The sequence below is a fragment of the Gottschalkia purinilytica genome (genome assembly GCF_001190785.1).
GTDB lineage: Bacteria > Bacillota > Clostridia > Tissierellales > Gottschalkiaceae > Gottschalkia_A > Gottschalkia_A purinilytica.
Genome location: NZ_LGSS01000001.1, coordinates 365347 through 380998 on the forward strand (window position 1 = coordinate 365347; position 15652 = coordinate 380998).

A 15652-nucleotide genomic window follows, 5' to 3' on the forward strand; every position below is an offset into this window, starting at 1 on the left:
TACTATTTCTTTTTCAAATAATTCATTGCTTGATTCCATATAAATTCAGTCATATCCTCTACTGTATTAACATGATAATAGTTACATATTACTTTTTCGTCTACGTTTTTAGATTTAGCAAACTTTCTTAGTACATCGGCTTTAGATGGATCTATTTTATTTTCCTTTGTGCTTTCTCTTTTATCTCTATCTACACTTTGATCTTGATCATCTAACTCTTCAAGAGCAGTCATTCCTATATTAGTCAAATCTCTTAAGGCTCTTGCTTTTGCTCTTGTTTCTGCCATACGTATAATATGCTTTGCTATTAATCTATTAACATTAGTAGGATCTGCGTCTCCATATCCTTCAAATATTGCACCATCTTTAGTAGTTGCTGTAGCTTTTACTATACATTGCATTCCATTTCTGTCATTAGGAAGTTGTACAAGATCTGTCTTTATTCCATTTAATCCTTTTTGATGTGCTGTATCCAAAAGTCCTTCATAAGTCACGAAATCTTTTCCTTGTAAATTTACTATAAATCGTTTATCTATAATACTCATAATTTTCCTCCATATAAAAAATTTATATTAGTCTTATTATTTTATTATTTTCAATTATCTATCCATTATCTTTCGTAAAAAAACTCATATCCTAAGATATGAGTTTTTTCTTTTCTTTATAGTCCTTAATTTTATGCTATTTGTAGTCTTTATATATCTATTATAGTTTATTGTTGAAAGTTTTTTATCATATCTAAAAATACTTCTGTTCCCTTTGACATAACTACTCCTTTGGGAAATATACATGAAAAGTGTCTTGTATATTTTTGTTCTGTTGGCATTATAGAAATCTGTTTATTTTTTATGTCTTCTTTGACAACATGATAGGATATGAGTGTTATTCCAAGTCCATTTTTCACTGCTTCTTTTACTGCATAGTTACTTCCTAATATGATAATGTTTTTAGGTGATATTCTATTAGAAGTAAGAAAAACATTTAAATATTCTTTGGTTCCCGATCCTTCTTCACGACTAATCCATGTTTGATCTTGGAGAGAATCTATAGAAAACTTTTTATTATTTTTATAATAGTTATAGGGTGTAGCTAAAACCATATTATCTTCATAAAAATATTCATGAATAAATTTACCAGATGGTACCATTCCCTCTATTAATCCTATGTCAAGTTCCATATTATCTACCATATTACATATGGTATCTGTATTTTCAATTGTCACTTCTAATTTTAATTCAGGGTATTTTTTAATCATATCTCCTAAAAAAGACGGTAAAAAGTATTCTCCTATAGTAAGACTCGCGCCGATCCTCAAAGTTCCTCTTATTACATTATGATATTCTTTCAAATCTTCTCTTGTTTGTTCCAATATATTTATTATATGTTTTGCTCTTTCATATAACAATCTTCCCGTAGGTGTAATACTTATTTTTTTCTGTTTTATAGATCTTTTAATAAGAACCGTTCCAAAATAATCTTCTAAATGCTTAATATGAAGACTTACACTTGGCTGAGATAGTTTAATAATATCCGCAGCTTTTGTAAAGCTGTTATGTTCTACTACTGTAATAAACGTTTTTAACTCTTCTATCATCTAGCTTTCACTCCCTTAGTTACTAATCATTAGTTTTTTTTATAAAAGCTATAAAATATATGTATTTTATTTATGATTATGATTTTAATATAATTTATTTCTGTAATAAGAGTTTTTTATGCTAATTTTATATTTTATTTTACTATAAGAACAATGTCAAAATATATAAGTTTAAGATAAGGAGGTTCTAAATATGATCTTAAAATTAAAAAATAGTTGCATTACTATAATTCCTGGACTTATAGTATGTAGTTTAATTGCTTATATAAGCAATCTAATAAGTACTTTCTTACCTTCTTTAGGTGCATCTCCTATAGCTATCTTTTTAGGACTACTTATAGGAAACACATTTGGTAATAAAGATATCTATAAAAAGGGAGTTAAATTTTCAGAAAGAGACTTATTATCTTACTCAATAGTATTGCTTGGAGGAACCTTAAGTATAAATGCAATTTTAGAACTAGGTATATCTGGTGTATGTTTTATCATAATTCAAATGATAATAACTATTTTAGGAACAATCTTAATTGGTAGAAGTCTAAACTTTTCTCAAAATTTTCGTCTTCTTATGGCAAGTGGTAATGCAGTATGTGGTTCTTCTGCTATAGCCGCTACTTCTCCTGTTATAAACTCTAATGACGAAGATAAAGCTATCTCCATTACAATTGTTAACCTGATAGGAACTATTCTTATGTTTATCCTTCCTATAGTTGCTAAGTTATTGTTTTCTCATGAAACAGTAAAAACTTCTGCTTTAATAGGTGGTATTCTTCAATCTGTAGGTCAAGTTGTTGGAAGTGGTAGTATGGTAAATGAGCAAGTAAAAGATTTGTCTACTATATTCAAAATTGTTCGTATAATCTTCTTAGTATTTGTTATTTTAAGTTTTAGTATTATAAAGAAAAAATCTTCAGATGATAATACTCAAGCTGATAAAACTAATACTAAGTCTAAATTAAACATACCTTGGTATATATTTGGATTTTTTATAACTTGTTCATTATATAGTATAGGAATAATTTCTCCATATCTTTCTAAAGTTTTTAAAACTGTAAGTAATAACTTTGAAATAATTGCACTTGCAGGTATAGGAATGAGTGTAAACTTTAAAACTCTCATCAAACAAGGACTAAAATCCTCAGTTTATGCCTTATTAGTAGCCATTATTCAGATATTATCTGCTGTATTACTCATAGATATATTTATTTAATATATTTATTAAATCTTTTAAAATGGACAACTCAATATTCTATCTAATATTATTATAATCATATATTACAAATATTCTTGTAACATAGATTGTTTCTTGGCTGAAGATAATATATAATAGATACCTAAGGAATTTTTATTTCGTATTATTGAGGAGGTTTTTTTATGGCAGCACGTGAAGCTTTAGGAATGATAGAAACTCGTGGATTAGTTCCTGCATTAGAAGCGGCAGATGCTATGGTAAAAGCTGCAAGCGTCACATTTTGGGGATACAAATCAATTGGTGGTGGACTTGTTTCAGTTATTGTTAGAGGAGATGTTGGAGCTGTTAACGCTGCAATAGATGCTGGAGTGGAAGCAGTAAGGCTAGTTGGAGAACTTAACTCAGTTAATGTAATCCCTGCACCTCATTTAGAACTTGAAGAAGCTTTATCACGAAAATTATAAAAATCAATTAAAAGCTGCTATATCATATATGGCAGTTTTTTAATTATATCCATTGTTAAAAAATTTTCCTAATGCATTATTTCTAATATACATCAATATTTATACGAACTTATTATACATTTTAGGGGGCATGAACATGAAAAAATTTTGGTTTCATCTTAAAGAACTTTTACCTACAATTATTATAGCCGGTACAGTTGGTCTCATATTAGGTATAAAGAATGTAGAGCTTAACTTCAGAACATCCATAATAATTTTTGTACCATTATTTTTCATTATTCTTACAGTATTGATTATAAAAAATATATTTGGTACTACAAAGCTATTAGAAAAAGGAAAGTATGATGAACTTATAGAAAAATGTGAAGAAAATCTTGAATATGGCAGACTGAATAAGAAACAAAAAAATGCTTTTATAAACAATATTGCAGTTGCATATCATAGGATGGGTAACTTCATTAAGTCAAAAGAGATATTTGATAAAATAGATACGGGTAATTTAGATAAAAATTTAAGATATATATATTATACATTTAAAATAGAAAATGCTTTACTAACTGATAAATACTCTGAGAATATAGAAGAATATATCAAAAAAGCTCTTGATATTTATAAGTTATCTAGTTTCTATCCTACATTAGCATACTATGAAGCATTACATAATAATGAAAATAAATCTCTAGAATATATAAATAATTATATAAACTCAGATGATAGTAAAAAATCAATATGGTCATTTTTCAATACAAGCTTAATTTTTGATAAGTTTATATATGATATAGAAAATAATTATCTTATTGGAATTACTTATTTGGAATTAGAAAAAAGTGATCTTGCTAAAGAATACTTATTAAAAGCTACTAAGTGTGAATATGATAACTACTTTACTTCAAAAGCAAGGGAGTTACTTAGAGAAATATAAATACAATATATATAAATGAGGTAAAATTATGAATGAAAGAATTCCTAATATTTTAAAACCATTATTGAACGAATATGTTGTGAAGCTTAAAGATTGTTATAAAGATAATATATTCGGTGTATATATCTATAATTCAGTAGCATTAGGGGCATTTGATGTAAATAAAAGTGACATTGATATTTTAACCATTATAAACAGAGATTTTACAAATGAGGAAATAGTAAAATTAAAAGTAATACATGATGAGCTAAAAAGTAAGTTTAAATATGCTAAAAAAATGGAAGGAATGTATATTAGAATCGATAATTTAGGTAAGGTCAATTCTGAAATAGAACCATATGTATATTTTGAAAACGGAAAACTTCATGATTCAGGATATTATGATATTAATTATGTTACATGGTGGACACTAAAAAATAATGGTATTGAAATAAATAGTCCTAGTATTAGTGAGCTTAATATAGATATTAATTGGAATCATATTTTACTAACAATGAATTATAATTTAAATGACTATTGGAAGAAAAAATCAGATAAAAAGCTTATATTTCTTTTAGACGAATGGGTTGAATTCTCAGTTTTAACTCTGTGCAGAATTTTATTTACACTTGATAATAAAAAAATATCATCTAAGTGTGAAGCTTTAAAATATACCATGAACTGTGTACCTGATGATTGGAAGTTGTTAGTTAAAGAAGCTATGCGAATAAGAGAGAACTCATCAAAAAAATCTTTATATAAATCAAGAATAAGAAGATCAAAAGAAACAAAAAAGTTTATCAAATATATAATAAATTACTGTAATGAAAAATATGAATTATCTTCAGTATATTAATATTTTTTATATAAACATAACTTTTAAAAGTCTATACTTAGATAAAAATTATTAATGAAATAATTCTTAATATTTCAAAACTGCTATCAAATGAATTTGTATAGAACTTAACTAAGAAAGTTATTAAGATATAATAATTATTTTAATGAAAAATATAACAAAATAAAATTCATAGTTTTAAAATATCTATAAAGTAAAGAGGATATCCAGAATAATTTTTTAAATCATTTTGGAATATTCTCTCAATACTTAAAATAAAAGAGCTTTGATCATTAAGACTTTCAAATATAATTATATCTTTATTTATAAAAATTTTTAATTTGATCGATAGTTAATTCTGTCTTTTCTGCTATAGTCTCTATATCTAGCACATCTAATAATTTTTTTGCTATACTTATTCTCTCTTCCATTCTGCCTTGGTTTTTAATATCATCAATAAACTTTTTACTTTTTTCTAAATCTTGTTTTATTTTATTCCAATACTCCATTTCTTTAGGATATTTGCTTAAATAACTCAATCCTTCATCGCTTATACATATATCCATTTCTCCTATAACTCCAAAGTTGCCTTTGAAGTTTATTTTTCCTGAATTAACGAGTTGTATTATTCTCCAAAAAATATAATCATCTGTAATTCCTATTTCGCTATTTGAAATTATATTTCCAACAACTACTATGGATTTTATGTATTCTCTATCAGTAAATTTCAATATATCTTTATCAAAATAATCTTCACTTACACTTTCTACTTTTCCATTTCTATAAGTACGAAGTACTGATTTTTCTTTTGTCAATATTTCCCATTGATTTAAGGAATTTTGATATTCTACACTATCTATTTTTCTTGCATCTTTCATATATTTATCTAAGTTCTCAGGAGCAATTCCTCCTGGTGATTTTACTAATATTATGCTTTTACTATATCTTACAATAATATCAGAAACATCAACAGTGTAAATATTCACTGATTTATCTTTTAATAAATGAAGTACATAAATCATTCCACATATCTCTTTATCATATTGTCCATACCAAAGGTATATGGTATCATTATCATTTATTTTAGAAATTTTATTATAAAGCTTATCATAATTTTCTTTTAATTTATCTATATCATTATTGTGAATATACGAATATTGTTCATTACGTTCTTTTAGCAAATTTACTCTATCATCTATATTAATTGGATTGTCTATTACTCCATTTGATAAATTATCATAAAAAGATATAACTTTATCTCCGACAATTGATTTTTCTCTATTAATTGCATATTTGAAAATTACTTCTGCACTTTCTGAAAAAACTATATGAATTACTTTCCCCACAGCATCCTCCAAGATCATATAAAATATTCTTTGCTTAATATCTATTTAATTATACCATTAAATACCATATATCACTATTTCTTTTATACAATATTTAATTATTTAATAGACTCTTAATAATATCTTATTCTAGCCATGTAGTAACTTCATTCATTTCTTTTCTTGGTCTCGGATAAGGATTCTGATCTGGATAGCCTATTGCTAATGCAGCTATTAACTCATATTTTTCATCTGTAGCCCAAGAAGTTATTATTTCTGATATATAAGAAACATCACAAATCCAAAGGGTTCCTAGCTCTAAATCTTGAGATACTAAAATCATATTCTGAATGCAAGCACCAATAGATTGTACATCTGTAATACCCCTGTGGTAACTATAATCCTCTTCTATCTTTGAATATGGATTAAAAACTAGTACTACAGCACTTGATTCATCCATAGCCTTTATACTACCTTCACAGCTACCAATACTCTTACCTTCTTTTTTAATTTTATATATATTTTCTCTCATTAACTCTACTAGTTCATCTTTTTTATATCCCTCTACAACAATAAATCGCCATGGTTGTCTGTTCTTTCCAGATGGTGCTTTTATACCAGCTGAAATTATTTTTTCTATAGCTTCTTTCTCTAATTTTGCTTCTTTAAATTTTCTAATACTTCGTCTACTTTCTATTGCTTCGACTACATTCATTTTTTTCACCTCATATATTTAATTGTCTTAGTACACATGTATATATACTTTTAATATTATTTATTCTAATCCTTATATACTTTAATTATCACATATTCCTTACTAAGTCTATAAATAAAAAATACGTTTAAAAGACTTAAAGCCTTTTAACGTATTTCTATAATTATGTTACGATACTATTCTATTTATACAGTTTTTCACTGTTTTTACTTACAAAAAGAGGCTATAAATTATTTCAAACTTTTATTATCTACACATACTACTTAAAATCATATTATAATCTTCCATAGTATCTATATCTGTCAAAATACCTGGATCTCCAATGTCTATGTGTGTAAATCCTTGTGTTCTTACAAACTCCCTTAAATTAGTGTATTTAAAATCTTGCAGTAAGTCCTCAATTAGAAAATTCTTAATGAGTATAGGATGACCTTTTCTTCTGTTATATCGAGGAATAACTATGTCTGCATCTACATTTAACATACTTTTATATGTTTTCTTATTAATTAGTGGATAATCACCAGGAGTAATAAAAAAACGATCTTTATTAATATATTTCAAACCTTTTTTTACCGAACTAAACATACCTGTTTTATAATCTTCATTAAAGACTATTTCTACTTTAGGATATTTATTCAATACACGTATAATTTCTTCTATACGATATCCTCCAACAACTATTATCTTAGAGCATACATCATACATTCCTTCGATACATTTTTCTATGACACACTTTCCATCTATATCTAATGTCATTTTATATTTTCCTGCTCTTGTTGACATACCAGCAGCTAGAACAATACCTTCTACATTCATAAAATTAGTATCGCTCCTTATACCCTATCCTTATTTTTAAGTGCCATAAGTACTTTTTCAGGTGTCATAGGAAGACTATTTATTCTAACCCCTACTGCATTATAAATAGCTTCTCTTATAGCAGGTGCAGATGTATTTAGTGTAACTTCTCCAACTGATTTAGCTCCATATGGACCTGATGGTTCATAACTATCATCAAATTCAACGATTATGTTACCAAAGTCTTTTCTTGTTGGAACTTTATAAGTCATAAAACTATTAGTTTCCATTTTCCCTTTATCATTCATTCTAACCTCTTCATGTAGGGCCATACCTATTCCATGAAGTATACCACCTTCTGCTTGTATTTTAGCAAGAGTTGGATTTATTGGTGTTCCTATATCAACAACTCCTACAAAGTTCTCAACAAAAACTTTTCCTGTATCAGTATTAACTTCTACCTCTGCAAATGCAGCTATATATGGTGGTGGTGATTTATAACATACATATGAATCAGATGCAATTAGTTCTTTTTGAGCATATAAAAGAGTTTTTCCAAGCTCTCCTAAAGTCATATTTTTACTAATACCATCAATAGTTATCTTTCCTTTATCAAAATTAATTGATCTAACTGGAACATTAAGAATTCTTGCAGCTTCTTCAATTATCATCTTCCTCATTTTTTCTCCAGTTTTCTTAACTGCATTACCTGTTACATAAGTTGTACTTGATGCATAAGCTCCACTATCAAACGGTGTAAGGTCTGTATCTGATGATAACACTGTAATATCTTCTGTTTTAATCCCTACTGCCTCAGCACAGATTTGTGAAAGAATAGTATCACTACCTTGGCCTATATCAGTAGCACCTATAAGTAACATAAATGTACCATCTTCATTAAGCTTCAGTGTAGCTGATCCCATATCTTGATAAGGTACTCCTGAACCTTGTCTAGCTATAGCCATTCCAACTCCACGAAATTTATTAGGAGCGACTTGCTTTCCTGGGAATTTTTCATCCCATCCGATAAGCTCCTTTCCTCTTTTAACACATTGTTCGAGTCCACAGCTTTGCATAATTTCATATGGTCCTGTATTTTTAACACCATTACAATCAAATCTAATTGCACATTCACCTTGTTTTATCATATTCATATCATGAATTACAGTAGGGTCTATATTTAATTTTTCAGCAATTTCATTTATTGTATTTTCCAGAGCAAATACCCCTTGTGTTGCTCCAAATCCTCTAAATGCACCTGTCGGAACTGTATTTGTATAGACTCCAGTACCTCTATATCTTGCAGCATCTACCTTATTATAAAGATTTATTACTTTCATTACTGTTGCAAATAATACAGAGTTAGCATGTTCTCCGTGTGCCCCAGATCCACCGATTGCCTTAAGATCAATTGCTGTTATTCTACCATCGTTGTTGGCTCCCACCTTAATATCAAGTCTCATTGGAAGTCTTGGAAGTCCAGCTTCAAAATTTTCTTGTCTTGTAAAAATAATTTTTGCAGGTTTTCCTGTTTTTAGAGTAACTAATGCTGGATAATATTCTGTATTTGCTGATTGCTTTCCTCCATAACCTCCACCTACTCTTGGTTTAATTACTCTGATTTGTCCTATTGGCATATCGAAAGCTTTTGCAAGAGATCTTCTAACATGGAAAGGTACTTGAGTTGAGCTTAATACAACAAGTCTACCATGTTCATCTAAATGTGTAGCACTTCTATATGTCTCCATAAATCCTTGATGGGATGATTGAGTATGATATGTTCTCTCAAGTACAAGATCACTTTCACTTAATACTTTGTCAACATCTCCATAATCAAAGATATGTTTACAAACAACATTTTTTGAAGGATCATATCCAACTGAATCTACAAGACATACCGAATCATCTTCAGGATGTATTATTGTAGAATTTCCTTCAGATTTTTCTATATCAAGAATAGGCTCTAATACCTCATATTCAACTTTTATAAGTTTTTTTGCTTTTTCTGCACTTTCTTCACTTGTAGCCGCTATGATAGCAACGTCATCTCCTACATAACGTACATATTCATCTAAAATATAAGTATCCTGTGGTGATGTTTCTGGATAAGCTTGACCTGCCCTTGTATATCTATTTTTCGGTGCATCTTCATGTGTTAATATACATTCTACCCCAGGGACTTTTTTTGCTATATCTGTATTAATAGACTTTATTCTTGCAAATGCATGAGGACTTCTTAAGATTTTTACAATAAGTGTATTTTTTGGAGCTAAGTCATCTGTATATACAGGTTTTCCAAGTATAAGTCCCAGTCCATCAACTTTTGGAATACTTCTAGTTACCTCTTTCATAATTATACCTCCTCTAAAAATCTTCTAATTGCTCTTAGTTGTCCCTCATATCCTGTACATCTACAAAGATTGTTTGTAAGATAGTGCTTTATTTCATCATCTGTTGGACTTCTAAGTTCATTTTTCATTGCAAGTACAGTAAGTATAAATCCTGGACTACAGTATCCACATTGATCTACACCCTCTTCCACTATACATTGTGCTAATCTTTTTCCTTCTTCACCAGTTCCTTCCACAGTTATTATCTTATGACCATCACATTTAGCTGCAAAAGTTCCACATGAAAGAATAGGTTTTCCATCAACTAATATAGTACATAAACCGCATGATGTAGTATCACAACCACGTCTTACACTATAGTATCCTAGATTTCTTAATGTATCTAATATATACTCGTGAGGCTTAACTTCTACAGTTTTGTCTTCTCCATTTACATTAATTTTTATTTGCATTATAGCACCTCCAGTATTGCAGATTTCACAAGTGCATGACAAAGGTGAGTTCTATATTCACTTGAGCCTAGTCCATTAGTTCCGAATTTAAGCTCCTCTGAAGCAATTTTACCTGCCATGTCTGCTGTTTCTTCATTGATTTCACTAGAGTTTAGATATTCTATTGCTTTTTTAGGAAATTCTCCTATACCTGGTCTTGCACCTACAGCTATTTTAAAACCATTATCTCCTTTAGAAACTGCAACATTAAGAATTGCATAATCTGCAATAGAGTTTCTCATCATTTGGAAAGATGCTCTTAAGTTTTCTTTTTTTATAATAATTTTTTCAAGAAGGTCTTTTTCTTTTTTGGAGTCAATAAATTCATCAAGAGTCATTTCTCCGCCATTATGAAGTATAACTTTAGTATCTAAAACTCTAAGAGCTGTAATAAAGTCTGAAAATCCATACTTAGCATGAACAGTTCCTCCTACAGTTACCATGTTTCTCAATTGAACACCTACAATATTTTCAACTGAATGAGATAATAAATTATCAAAATATTTCTTTAAAAGTTCATTTGTCTCAATCTCTCTAAACGTTGTCGTTGCACCAATTTCAATTGTAGCATCAGTTTCTTTGATATAATCCATTTCTGTGTCAGATAAGTCAATTGCTAAACCAATATGTCTCGGTCCAAGATGTATAAATGCTCCACCCCCTATCAGTAACGAATCTTTTTGGGACATTAAAAGATCATATGCTTCTTTAGGATTTTTAGGCTTTTTATATTCACCTATTGTAGTAATTGCCACTACTTATCACTCTCCCGTCTTAATCATATTTTTGGCTGATTCTGACATGATATATTAGACAGCCTATTTGATTTTATATAAACTTCGTTATACTATCGATAGTATAACGAAGGTATATACTAGATTAAAGATTTTTGATAACAGTTATATTCATAAAAATCCTTTAAGTTAACTAAATAATTTTAAATTTTTTATATTATTTAGCTCAGTAATCATTATTACTCTATTATTTTTTATTTTAAATTGTATTTTCAAATTAATTTAAAGATAATAAAGTAAATAGACTATTGAATTTTTATAATTTTCTTGTTATACTTTGCTTAGTATAACGCAATCATATTTTTATAGTTAATTTCTTTTAAGTACTTATGAAATTTAGTTATTTTTATCTCAACTTATTGTAGTAGTTATTATTGTATGGTATTCTTTTGTCTTAGTTAGACTTTATGATTGATCTAAAATATTGTAATAAACAATCTATTGGTAATGTCTATTTGGTAATACTAATTATAGTATAACAAAACTGTACATTATGACTGAGGTTTCTGCTAGTGCTTATTTTTATAATTTTATATTAAGGAAAATTTTTTAGCTCCATATAACGATTCTAGACTTCCTGTATCAACATATTTTACTAATTGTCATACTAATCACAAGTATTTATTGTTTCTATTTTGTGATTAACTTTAAATAATACTGTTAATATCGTTATATTGTCAATAGTATAACGATGACGTATTACATTTATCACTATAAGTAACTTTTAAGTATATATGATGAATAAGAGTTTTATCTTATATAAATTCATATACTTATAGCGATTAAAATTACAATTGTTGAATAATATCTTAGTTATTTAACTTAGTCACTCTAATTCTATATAGGAAACTGGAAAGTTTAGATATCGTTTTCCTATCATGACTTGAAAATATTATGACAAGGATTCATTATACATTGCTTTAAGTAATCATCATTTTTAAAGCTTTCTATAGAACTCTGATGTATAGATTAAGTACGGTGTTTCTTCACTTATTCTAGCTAAAATTCCTATATCATTTTCTAAAAATCTAACATATTCATATGAAATATATATATCCTGAGGAAAAGTTCTGAGATAAGTTCGTCTTATTTCTGCAAATCTAACTTTTAGAATATCTTCATGAGTTAATATACATATCAACATATAAGACTTGTTTGGATTGTTATGCGTTTTTTACACTGTCCTTGTAAATGTATGTAACATCTATATAGAATTATACCTTCTTAAATTTAAATTAACTTTTTACGTTTTCATATTATACATTTTTCAACTTCTTTTCAAGTCATATTTATTAATTCTATATTATCTGTTTTCTATATTTAATAAATATATATTAACTGAACTGTAAAATTTTTTATAAAATGCATAAAGTGAATCACTAGAAATTATTATGTTATTAGACAAATTACAAAGAAATCTTTAATGAATTTTTTTAGAAACTCCATAAGATTTTTTAAACGAGTCATTTTTTACATATATAATTACTTAATACTACCTTAAAATAATTAAAATACGTTTATAAATAAATTTATTTATAAACGTATTTTTTATTATTTTTATATCATCAATTTATATCTCATCTATAAAATATTTATGAATTTCGCCTTTGAGTTTTATATTATACTTTCTTAATGTACTATCCAAAGCTTTTAATGTTATGTATAGTTTTTCTTCATAACAGTTTTCTCCCATATGTCCGATCCTTAAAACTTTATCTTTTAAGTAATCAAAAGCTCCTGCAATCATTATGTTATGGTCTTTAAGCATATCATTATATATATTTCTATAAGAAACTCCTTCTGGAACTAAAATAGTTGTAACTGTATTGGAAAATCCTTCTAAAGGATATAATGATAGTCCTGAATTTACAATAGCCATTCTTACAGCATTTGCTATCTTTTTATGTCTATAAACATAGTCATTTTTTGAAAGCAATCTATCAATAGCACAATCTAGTGCATAAATATCACTTATAGGTTGTGTATATGGGAACCATTTATCTTCATACCAATTTTTCCATACTCCTATATTGCAATAAAATCCTGCAATAGGTATTTTTCTGTTTGATATAATATTCCACGCATCATCACTTATACTTAAGAAAGTTAGTCCTGGAGGTGCAGATAAGCATTTTTGTGATCCTCCAAGTACAATATCCATGTTCCACTCATCTACTTTTACTAGTTCTCCTCCTATAGCTGATACAGAATCTATAATAGACACAATTCCATATTTTTTTAATAACGGACATATTTCATCTACAGGATTCACTATACCTGCTGGTGTTTCACAATGAACAAGTGTGGCAACTTTAAAATCACTATCTTCTTTTAAAAATTCTTCTAATTCTTTAATATCTATTGATTTTTTATAGTCTGATTTAAAATACACAACATTTCCGCCATACATTTTAGCAAAGTCACCAAAACCATTACCAAATATACCATTATCGATACATAATACACGATCTCCTGGCTCTATTAATGAGGCACATGCTGCTTCCAGACCTAGTATTCCTTCTCCATCTAATATAAGTACATCATTATTAGTATTTAAAAGCCTCTTGATCTTATTACAAGTATTTTTATAAAATTCAAAAAAATTCTCATCTAAATCAGGATTAGTAGGTTCAATTGACATAGCTCTTCTAACTTCTTCATGTACTTGAGTAGGTCCTGGTGTCATAATAAGTGGATGTCTCATAATCATATCAGCTCCTTCTTTACTAGTATGTAACATATCCTCTATAATATTTTATTTAATTAATATATAGCTAAATATTGAATGGGTACATTGTAAGTGTATGGATATTATTAATCATTTTACCAGTACAATTCTACAATGTCAATGTATACATTATTTCTATATCTTTAAATAAAATAAAGCACCTAACTCATGAATTAGATGCTTTACTGTTATTTTAAATACCTTTTATCTCATACTTTTAGTTTATATTATTCTTCATCTTTAAACACTACAATATCTTCTAACTTATAGACTTCATTAAAAATTTACTCCTGTAATTCTTTATTTTCATCTATTGTTTTGTTTTCATCAATAATTTTTTTAAATTCTTCTATTTGATTATCTAATCTAGTAATAACAGAGTTTAAATCTTCAATAGTCTCACTTTTATTTTTTATCATTTTTATGTCAAGAATACTCCTACTTCTTTAGGTGGGTGATGAATTGACATTTGTCGATAGACAAGTATTGAAATACACCTTAGTATATGACATATTGTATATATAATAAGATTCTTAAAGGTGGTGAAATAATGTATCTAACAACTGTTAATAGACTTAGATTAAATCAAAATGAATTTAATCTAGTAAAAGAGTTATGTTGGTTATCTAAAAACTTATATAATTCTACTTTATATGAAGTAAGACAACATTATTTCAACACTAGTGAGTTTTTAAAATATACAAAAGCATACCATATTTTAAAAAATACTGAAAACTATAAATTACTTCCTTCTCAAGTAGCACAACAAACTATGAAAGTAGTTGAAAGAACTATGAAATCATTCTTTGGACTACTTAGAGAGAAGAAAAAAGGTAATTATAATAAACCTATTAAAATCCCTAGATATTTAAATAAAGAAGGTAAATTTGTATTATTATATACTCCTGCTCATATGAGATATATTAGTAATAATCAAATAAGACTTACTGTAAAAAAAGAGTTATTAGAAAAACACAATCTTAAAGAACTTATCATTACAATACCTAAGCATATAATAGGTAAAACTATAAAAGAATTAAGAATTAATCCACTAGGGCAATTTCTAAAAGTAGAATTTATTTATCTTAATAATGAAAACAACTATCCTAAAGTTACTAAAAATAAGAATATATTATCTATTGATTTAGGTATAGATAATCTTTGTACTATGATAAACAACGTAAATAATCAGCCTATCATCATAGATGGTAGAGAAATAAAATCTATTAATAGATTATTTAATAAAAACTTATCAAAATACAAATCTATATCTAAAAAAGTTAATGATAGATATTCAACTAAAAAAATAGACAGATTATACTATAAGAGAAATAATGTATTTAAAGATAAATTCCACAAAGTCAGTAACTATATTATCAATTATTGTATAGATAATAATATTTCAAAAGTAATAATTGGCTACAACCAAGAATGGAAACAAAATATAAATATTGGAAAAACTAATCA

General features: G+C 27.3%; 16 protein-coding genes. 5 read left to right on the forward strand and 11 right to left on the reverse strand.

Features of this window, described 5'->3' with window-relative positions:
* Window positions 1-2 precede the first annotated feature (2 nt).
* Window positions 3-545 (reverse strand): hypothetical protein, encoded by a 543-nt coding sequence (locus CLPU_RS01800; RefSeq protein WP_050353920.1) that lies wholly within the window; start codon window positions 543-545, stop codon window positions 3-5.
* Window positions 546-712: 167 nt separating this feature from the next.
* Window positions 713-1594: a LysR family transcriptional regulator gene (locus CLPU_RS01805; protein ID WP_050353921.1), complete on the reverse strand. Its 882-nt coding sequence runs from the start codon at window positions 1592-1594 to the stop codon at window positions 713-715.
* Between the two features lie 193 nt (window positions 1595-1787).
* Here CLPU_RS01805 and CLPU_RS01810 point away from each other — a divergent pair, with 193 nt between their 5' ends.
* The 4 genes from CLPU_RS01810 to CLPU_RS01825 all read left to right on the forward strand — a co-directional run bounded on the left by CLPU_RS01810 (window position 1788) and on the right by CLPU_RS01825 (window position 5007).
* Entirely contained in the window at window positions 1788-2804 is a 1017-nt protein-coding gene (locus tag CLPU_RS01810) for a YeiH family protein (RefSeq protein ID WP_050353922.1), read from the forward strand.
* 164 nt (window positions 2805-2968) lie between these two features.
* Window positions 2969-3250 (forward strand): BMC domain-containing protein, encoded by a 282-nt coding sequence (locus CLPU_RS01815; RefSeq protein WP_050353923.1) that lies wholly within the window; start codon window positions 2969-2971, stop codon window positions 3248-3250.
* A gap of 136 nt (window positions 3251-3386) precedes the next feature.
* The gene (locus CLPU_RS01820) at window positions 3387-4172 is read left to right on the forward strand and encodes a hypothetical protein (RefSeq protein ID WP_050353924.1); all 786 of its coding nucleotides are present in this window, start codon (window positions 3387-3389) and stop codon (window positions 4170-4172) included.
* 28 nt (window positions 4173-4200) lie between these two features.
* On the forward strand, window positions 4201-5007 hold the full coding sequence (locus tag CLPU_RS01825; protein ID WP_050353925.1) for an aminoglycoside adenylyltransferase domain-containing protein: 807 nt from the start codon (window positions 4201-4203) through the stop codon (window positions 5005-5007).
* A 299-nt stretch (window positions 5008-5306) separates the two neighbouring features.
* Here CLPU_RS01825 and CLPU_RS01830 read toward each other — a convergent pair whose 3' ends face one another.
* The 9 genes from CLPU_RS01830 to CLPU_RS17955 all read right to left on the reverse strand — a co-directional run bounded on the left by CLPU_RS01830 (window position 5307) and on the right by CLPU_RS17955 (window position 14604).
* The gene (locus tag CLPU_RS01830; protein ID WP_050353926.1) at window positions 5307-6332 is read right to left on the reverse strand and encodes a DUF1835 domain-containing protein; all 1026 of its coding nucleotides are present in this window, start codon (window positions 6330-6332) and stop codon (window positions 5307-5309) included.
* 124 nt (window positions 6333-6456) lie between these two features.
* The gene (locus CLPU_RS01835; RefSeq protein ID WP_050353927.1) at window positions 6457-7026 is read right to left on the reverse strand and encodes a nitroreductase family protein; all 570 of its coding nucleotides are present in this window, start codon (window positions 7024-7026) and stop codon (window positions 6457-6459) included.
* Between the two features lie 246 nt (window positions 7027-7272).
* Entirely contained in the window at window positions 7273-7842 is a 570-nt protein-coding gene (locus tag CLPU_RS01840; RefSeq protein ID WP_050353928.1) for a nucleotidyltransferase family protein, read from the reverse strand.
* A gap of 17 nt (window positions 7843-7859) precedes the next feature.
* The gene (locus tag CLPU_RS01845; RefSeq protein WP_050353929.1) at window positions 7860-10172 is read right to left on the reverse strand and encodes a xanthine dehydrogenase family protein molybdopterin-binding subunit; all 2313 of its coding nucleotides are present in this window, start codon (window positions 10170-10172) and stop codon (window positions 7860-7862) included.
* Between the two features lie 2 nt (window positions 10173-10174).
* Window positions 10175-10624: a (2Fe-2S)-binding protein gene (locus tag CLPU_RS01850; protein ID WP_050353930.1), complete on the reverse strand. Its 450-nt coding sequence runs from the start codon at window positions 10622-10624 to the stop codon at window positions 10175-10177.
* Window positions 10624-11418, reverse strand: coding sequence for an FAD binding domain-containing protein (locus CLPU_RS01855; protein WP_082154022.1), 795 nt, complete (start codon window positions 11416-11418; stop codon window positions 10624-10626). Before CLPU_RS01855 ends, CLPU_RS01850 begins: the two co-directional genes overlap by 1 nt.
* Before the next feature lie 976 nt (window positions 11419-12394).
* Window positions 12395-12601, reverse strand: a complete 207-nt coding sequence (locus tag CLPU_RS01860; RefSeq protein WP_050353931.1) for a hypothetical protein — start codon at window positions 12599-12601, stop codon at window positions 12395-12397.
* Window positions 12602-13027: 426 nt separating this feature from the next.
* Entirely contained in the window at window positions 13028-14197 is a 1170-nt protein-coding gene (locus CLPU_RS01865; RefSeq protein ID WP_235436078.1) for a pyridoxal-phosphate-dependent aminotransferase family protein, read from the reverse strand.
* A 272-nt stretch (window positions 14198-14469) separates the two neighbouring features.
* Entirely contained in the window at window positions 14470-14604 is a 135-nt protein-coding gene (locus tag CLPU_RS17955; protein ID WP_268760439.1) for a hypothetical protein, read from the reverse strand.
* 131 nt (window positions 14605-14735) lie between these two features.
* On the opposite strand from CLPU_RS17955, the gene CLPU_RS01870 reads away from it, so the two are divergent.
* Window positions 14736-15652, forward strand: a 917-nt coding sequence (locus CLPU_RS01870; protein WP_050353932.1) for an RNA-guided endonuclease InsQ/TnpB family protein, incomplete at its 3' end; no start/stop codon positions are given.

Coding starts and splice junctions, on each gene's coding strand:
- CLPU_RS01825 (WP_050353925.1), top strand. CDS start 4,201: ATGAATGAAAGAATTCCTAATATTTTAAAACCATTATTGAACGAATAT.
- CLPU_RS01820 (WP_050353924.1), top strand. CDS start 3,387: ATGAAAAAATTTTGGTTTCATCTTAAAGAACTTTTACCTACAATTATT.
- CLPU_RS01805 (WP_050353921.1), bottom strand. CDS start 1,594: ATGATAGAAGAGTTAAAAACGTTTATTACAGTAGTAGAACATAACAGC.
- CLPU_RS01810 (WP_050353922.1), top strand. CDS start 1,788: ATGATCTTAAAATTAAAAAATAGTTGCATTACTATAATTCCTGGACTT.
- CLPU_RS01835 (WP_050353927.1), bottom strand. CDS start 7,026: ATGAATGTAGTCGAAGCAATAGAAAGTAGACGAAGTATTAGAAAATTT.
- CLPU_RS01865 (WP_235436078.1), bottom strand. CDS start 14,197: ATGTTACATACTAGTAAAGAAGGAGCTGATATGATTATGAGACATCCA.
- CLPU_RS01815 (WP_050353923.1), top strand. CDS start 2,969: ATGGCAGCACGTGAAGCTTTAGGAATGATAGAAACTCGTGGATTAGTT.
- CLPU_RS01800 (WP_050353920.1), bottom strand. CDS start 545: ATGAGTATTATAGATAAACGATTTATAGTAAATTTACAAGGAAAAGAT.
- CLPU_RS01840 (WP_050353928.1), bottom strand. CDS start 7,842: ATGAATGTAGAAGGTATTGTTCTAGCTGCTGGTATGTCAACAAGAGCA.
- CLPU_RS17955 (WP_268760439.1), bottom strand. CDS start 14,604: ATGATAAAAAATAAAAGTGAGACTATTGAAGATTTAAACTCTGTTATT.
- CLPU_RS01850 (WP_050353930.1), bottom strand. CDS start 10,624: ATGCAAATAAAAATTAATGTAAATGGAGAAGACAAAACTGTAGAAGTT.
- CLPU_RS01860 (WP_050353931.1), bottom strand. CDS start 12,601: ATGTTGATATGTATATTAACTCATGAAGATATTCTAAAAGTTAGATTT.
- CLPU_RS01845 (WP_050353929.1), bottom strand. CDS start 10,172: ATGAAAGAGGTAACTAGAAGTATTCCAAAAGTTGATGGACTGGGACTT.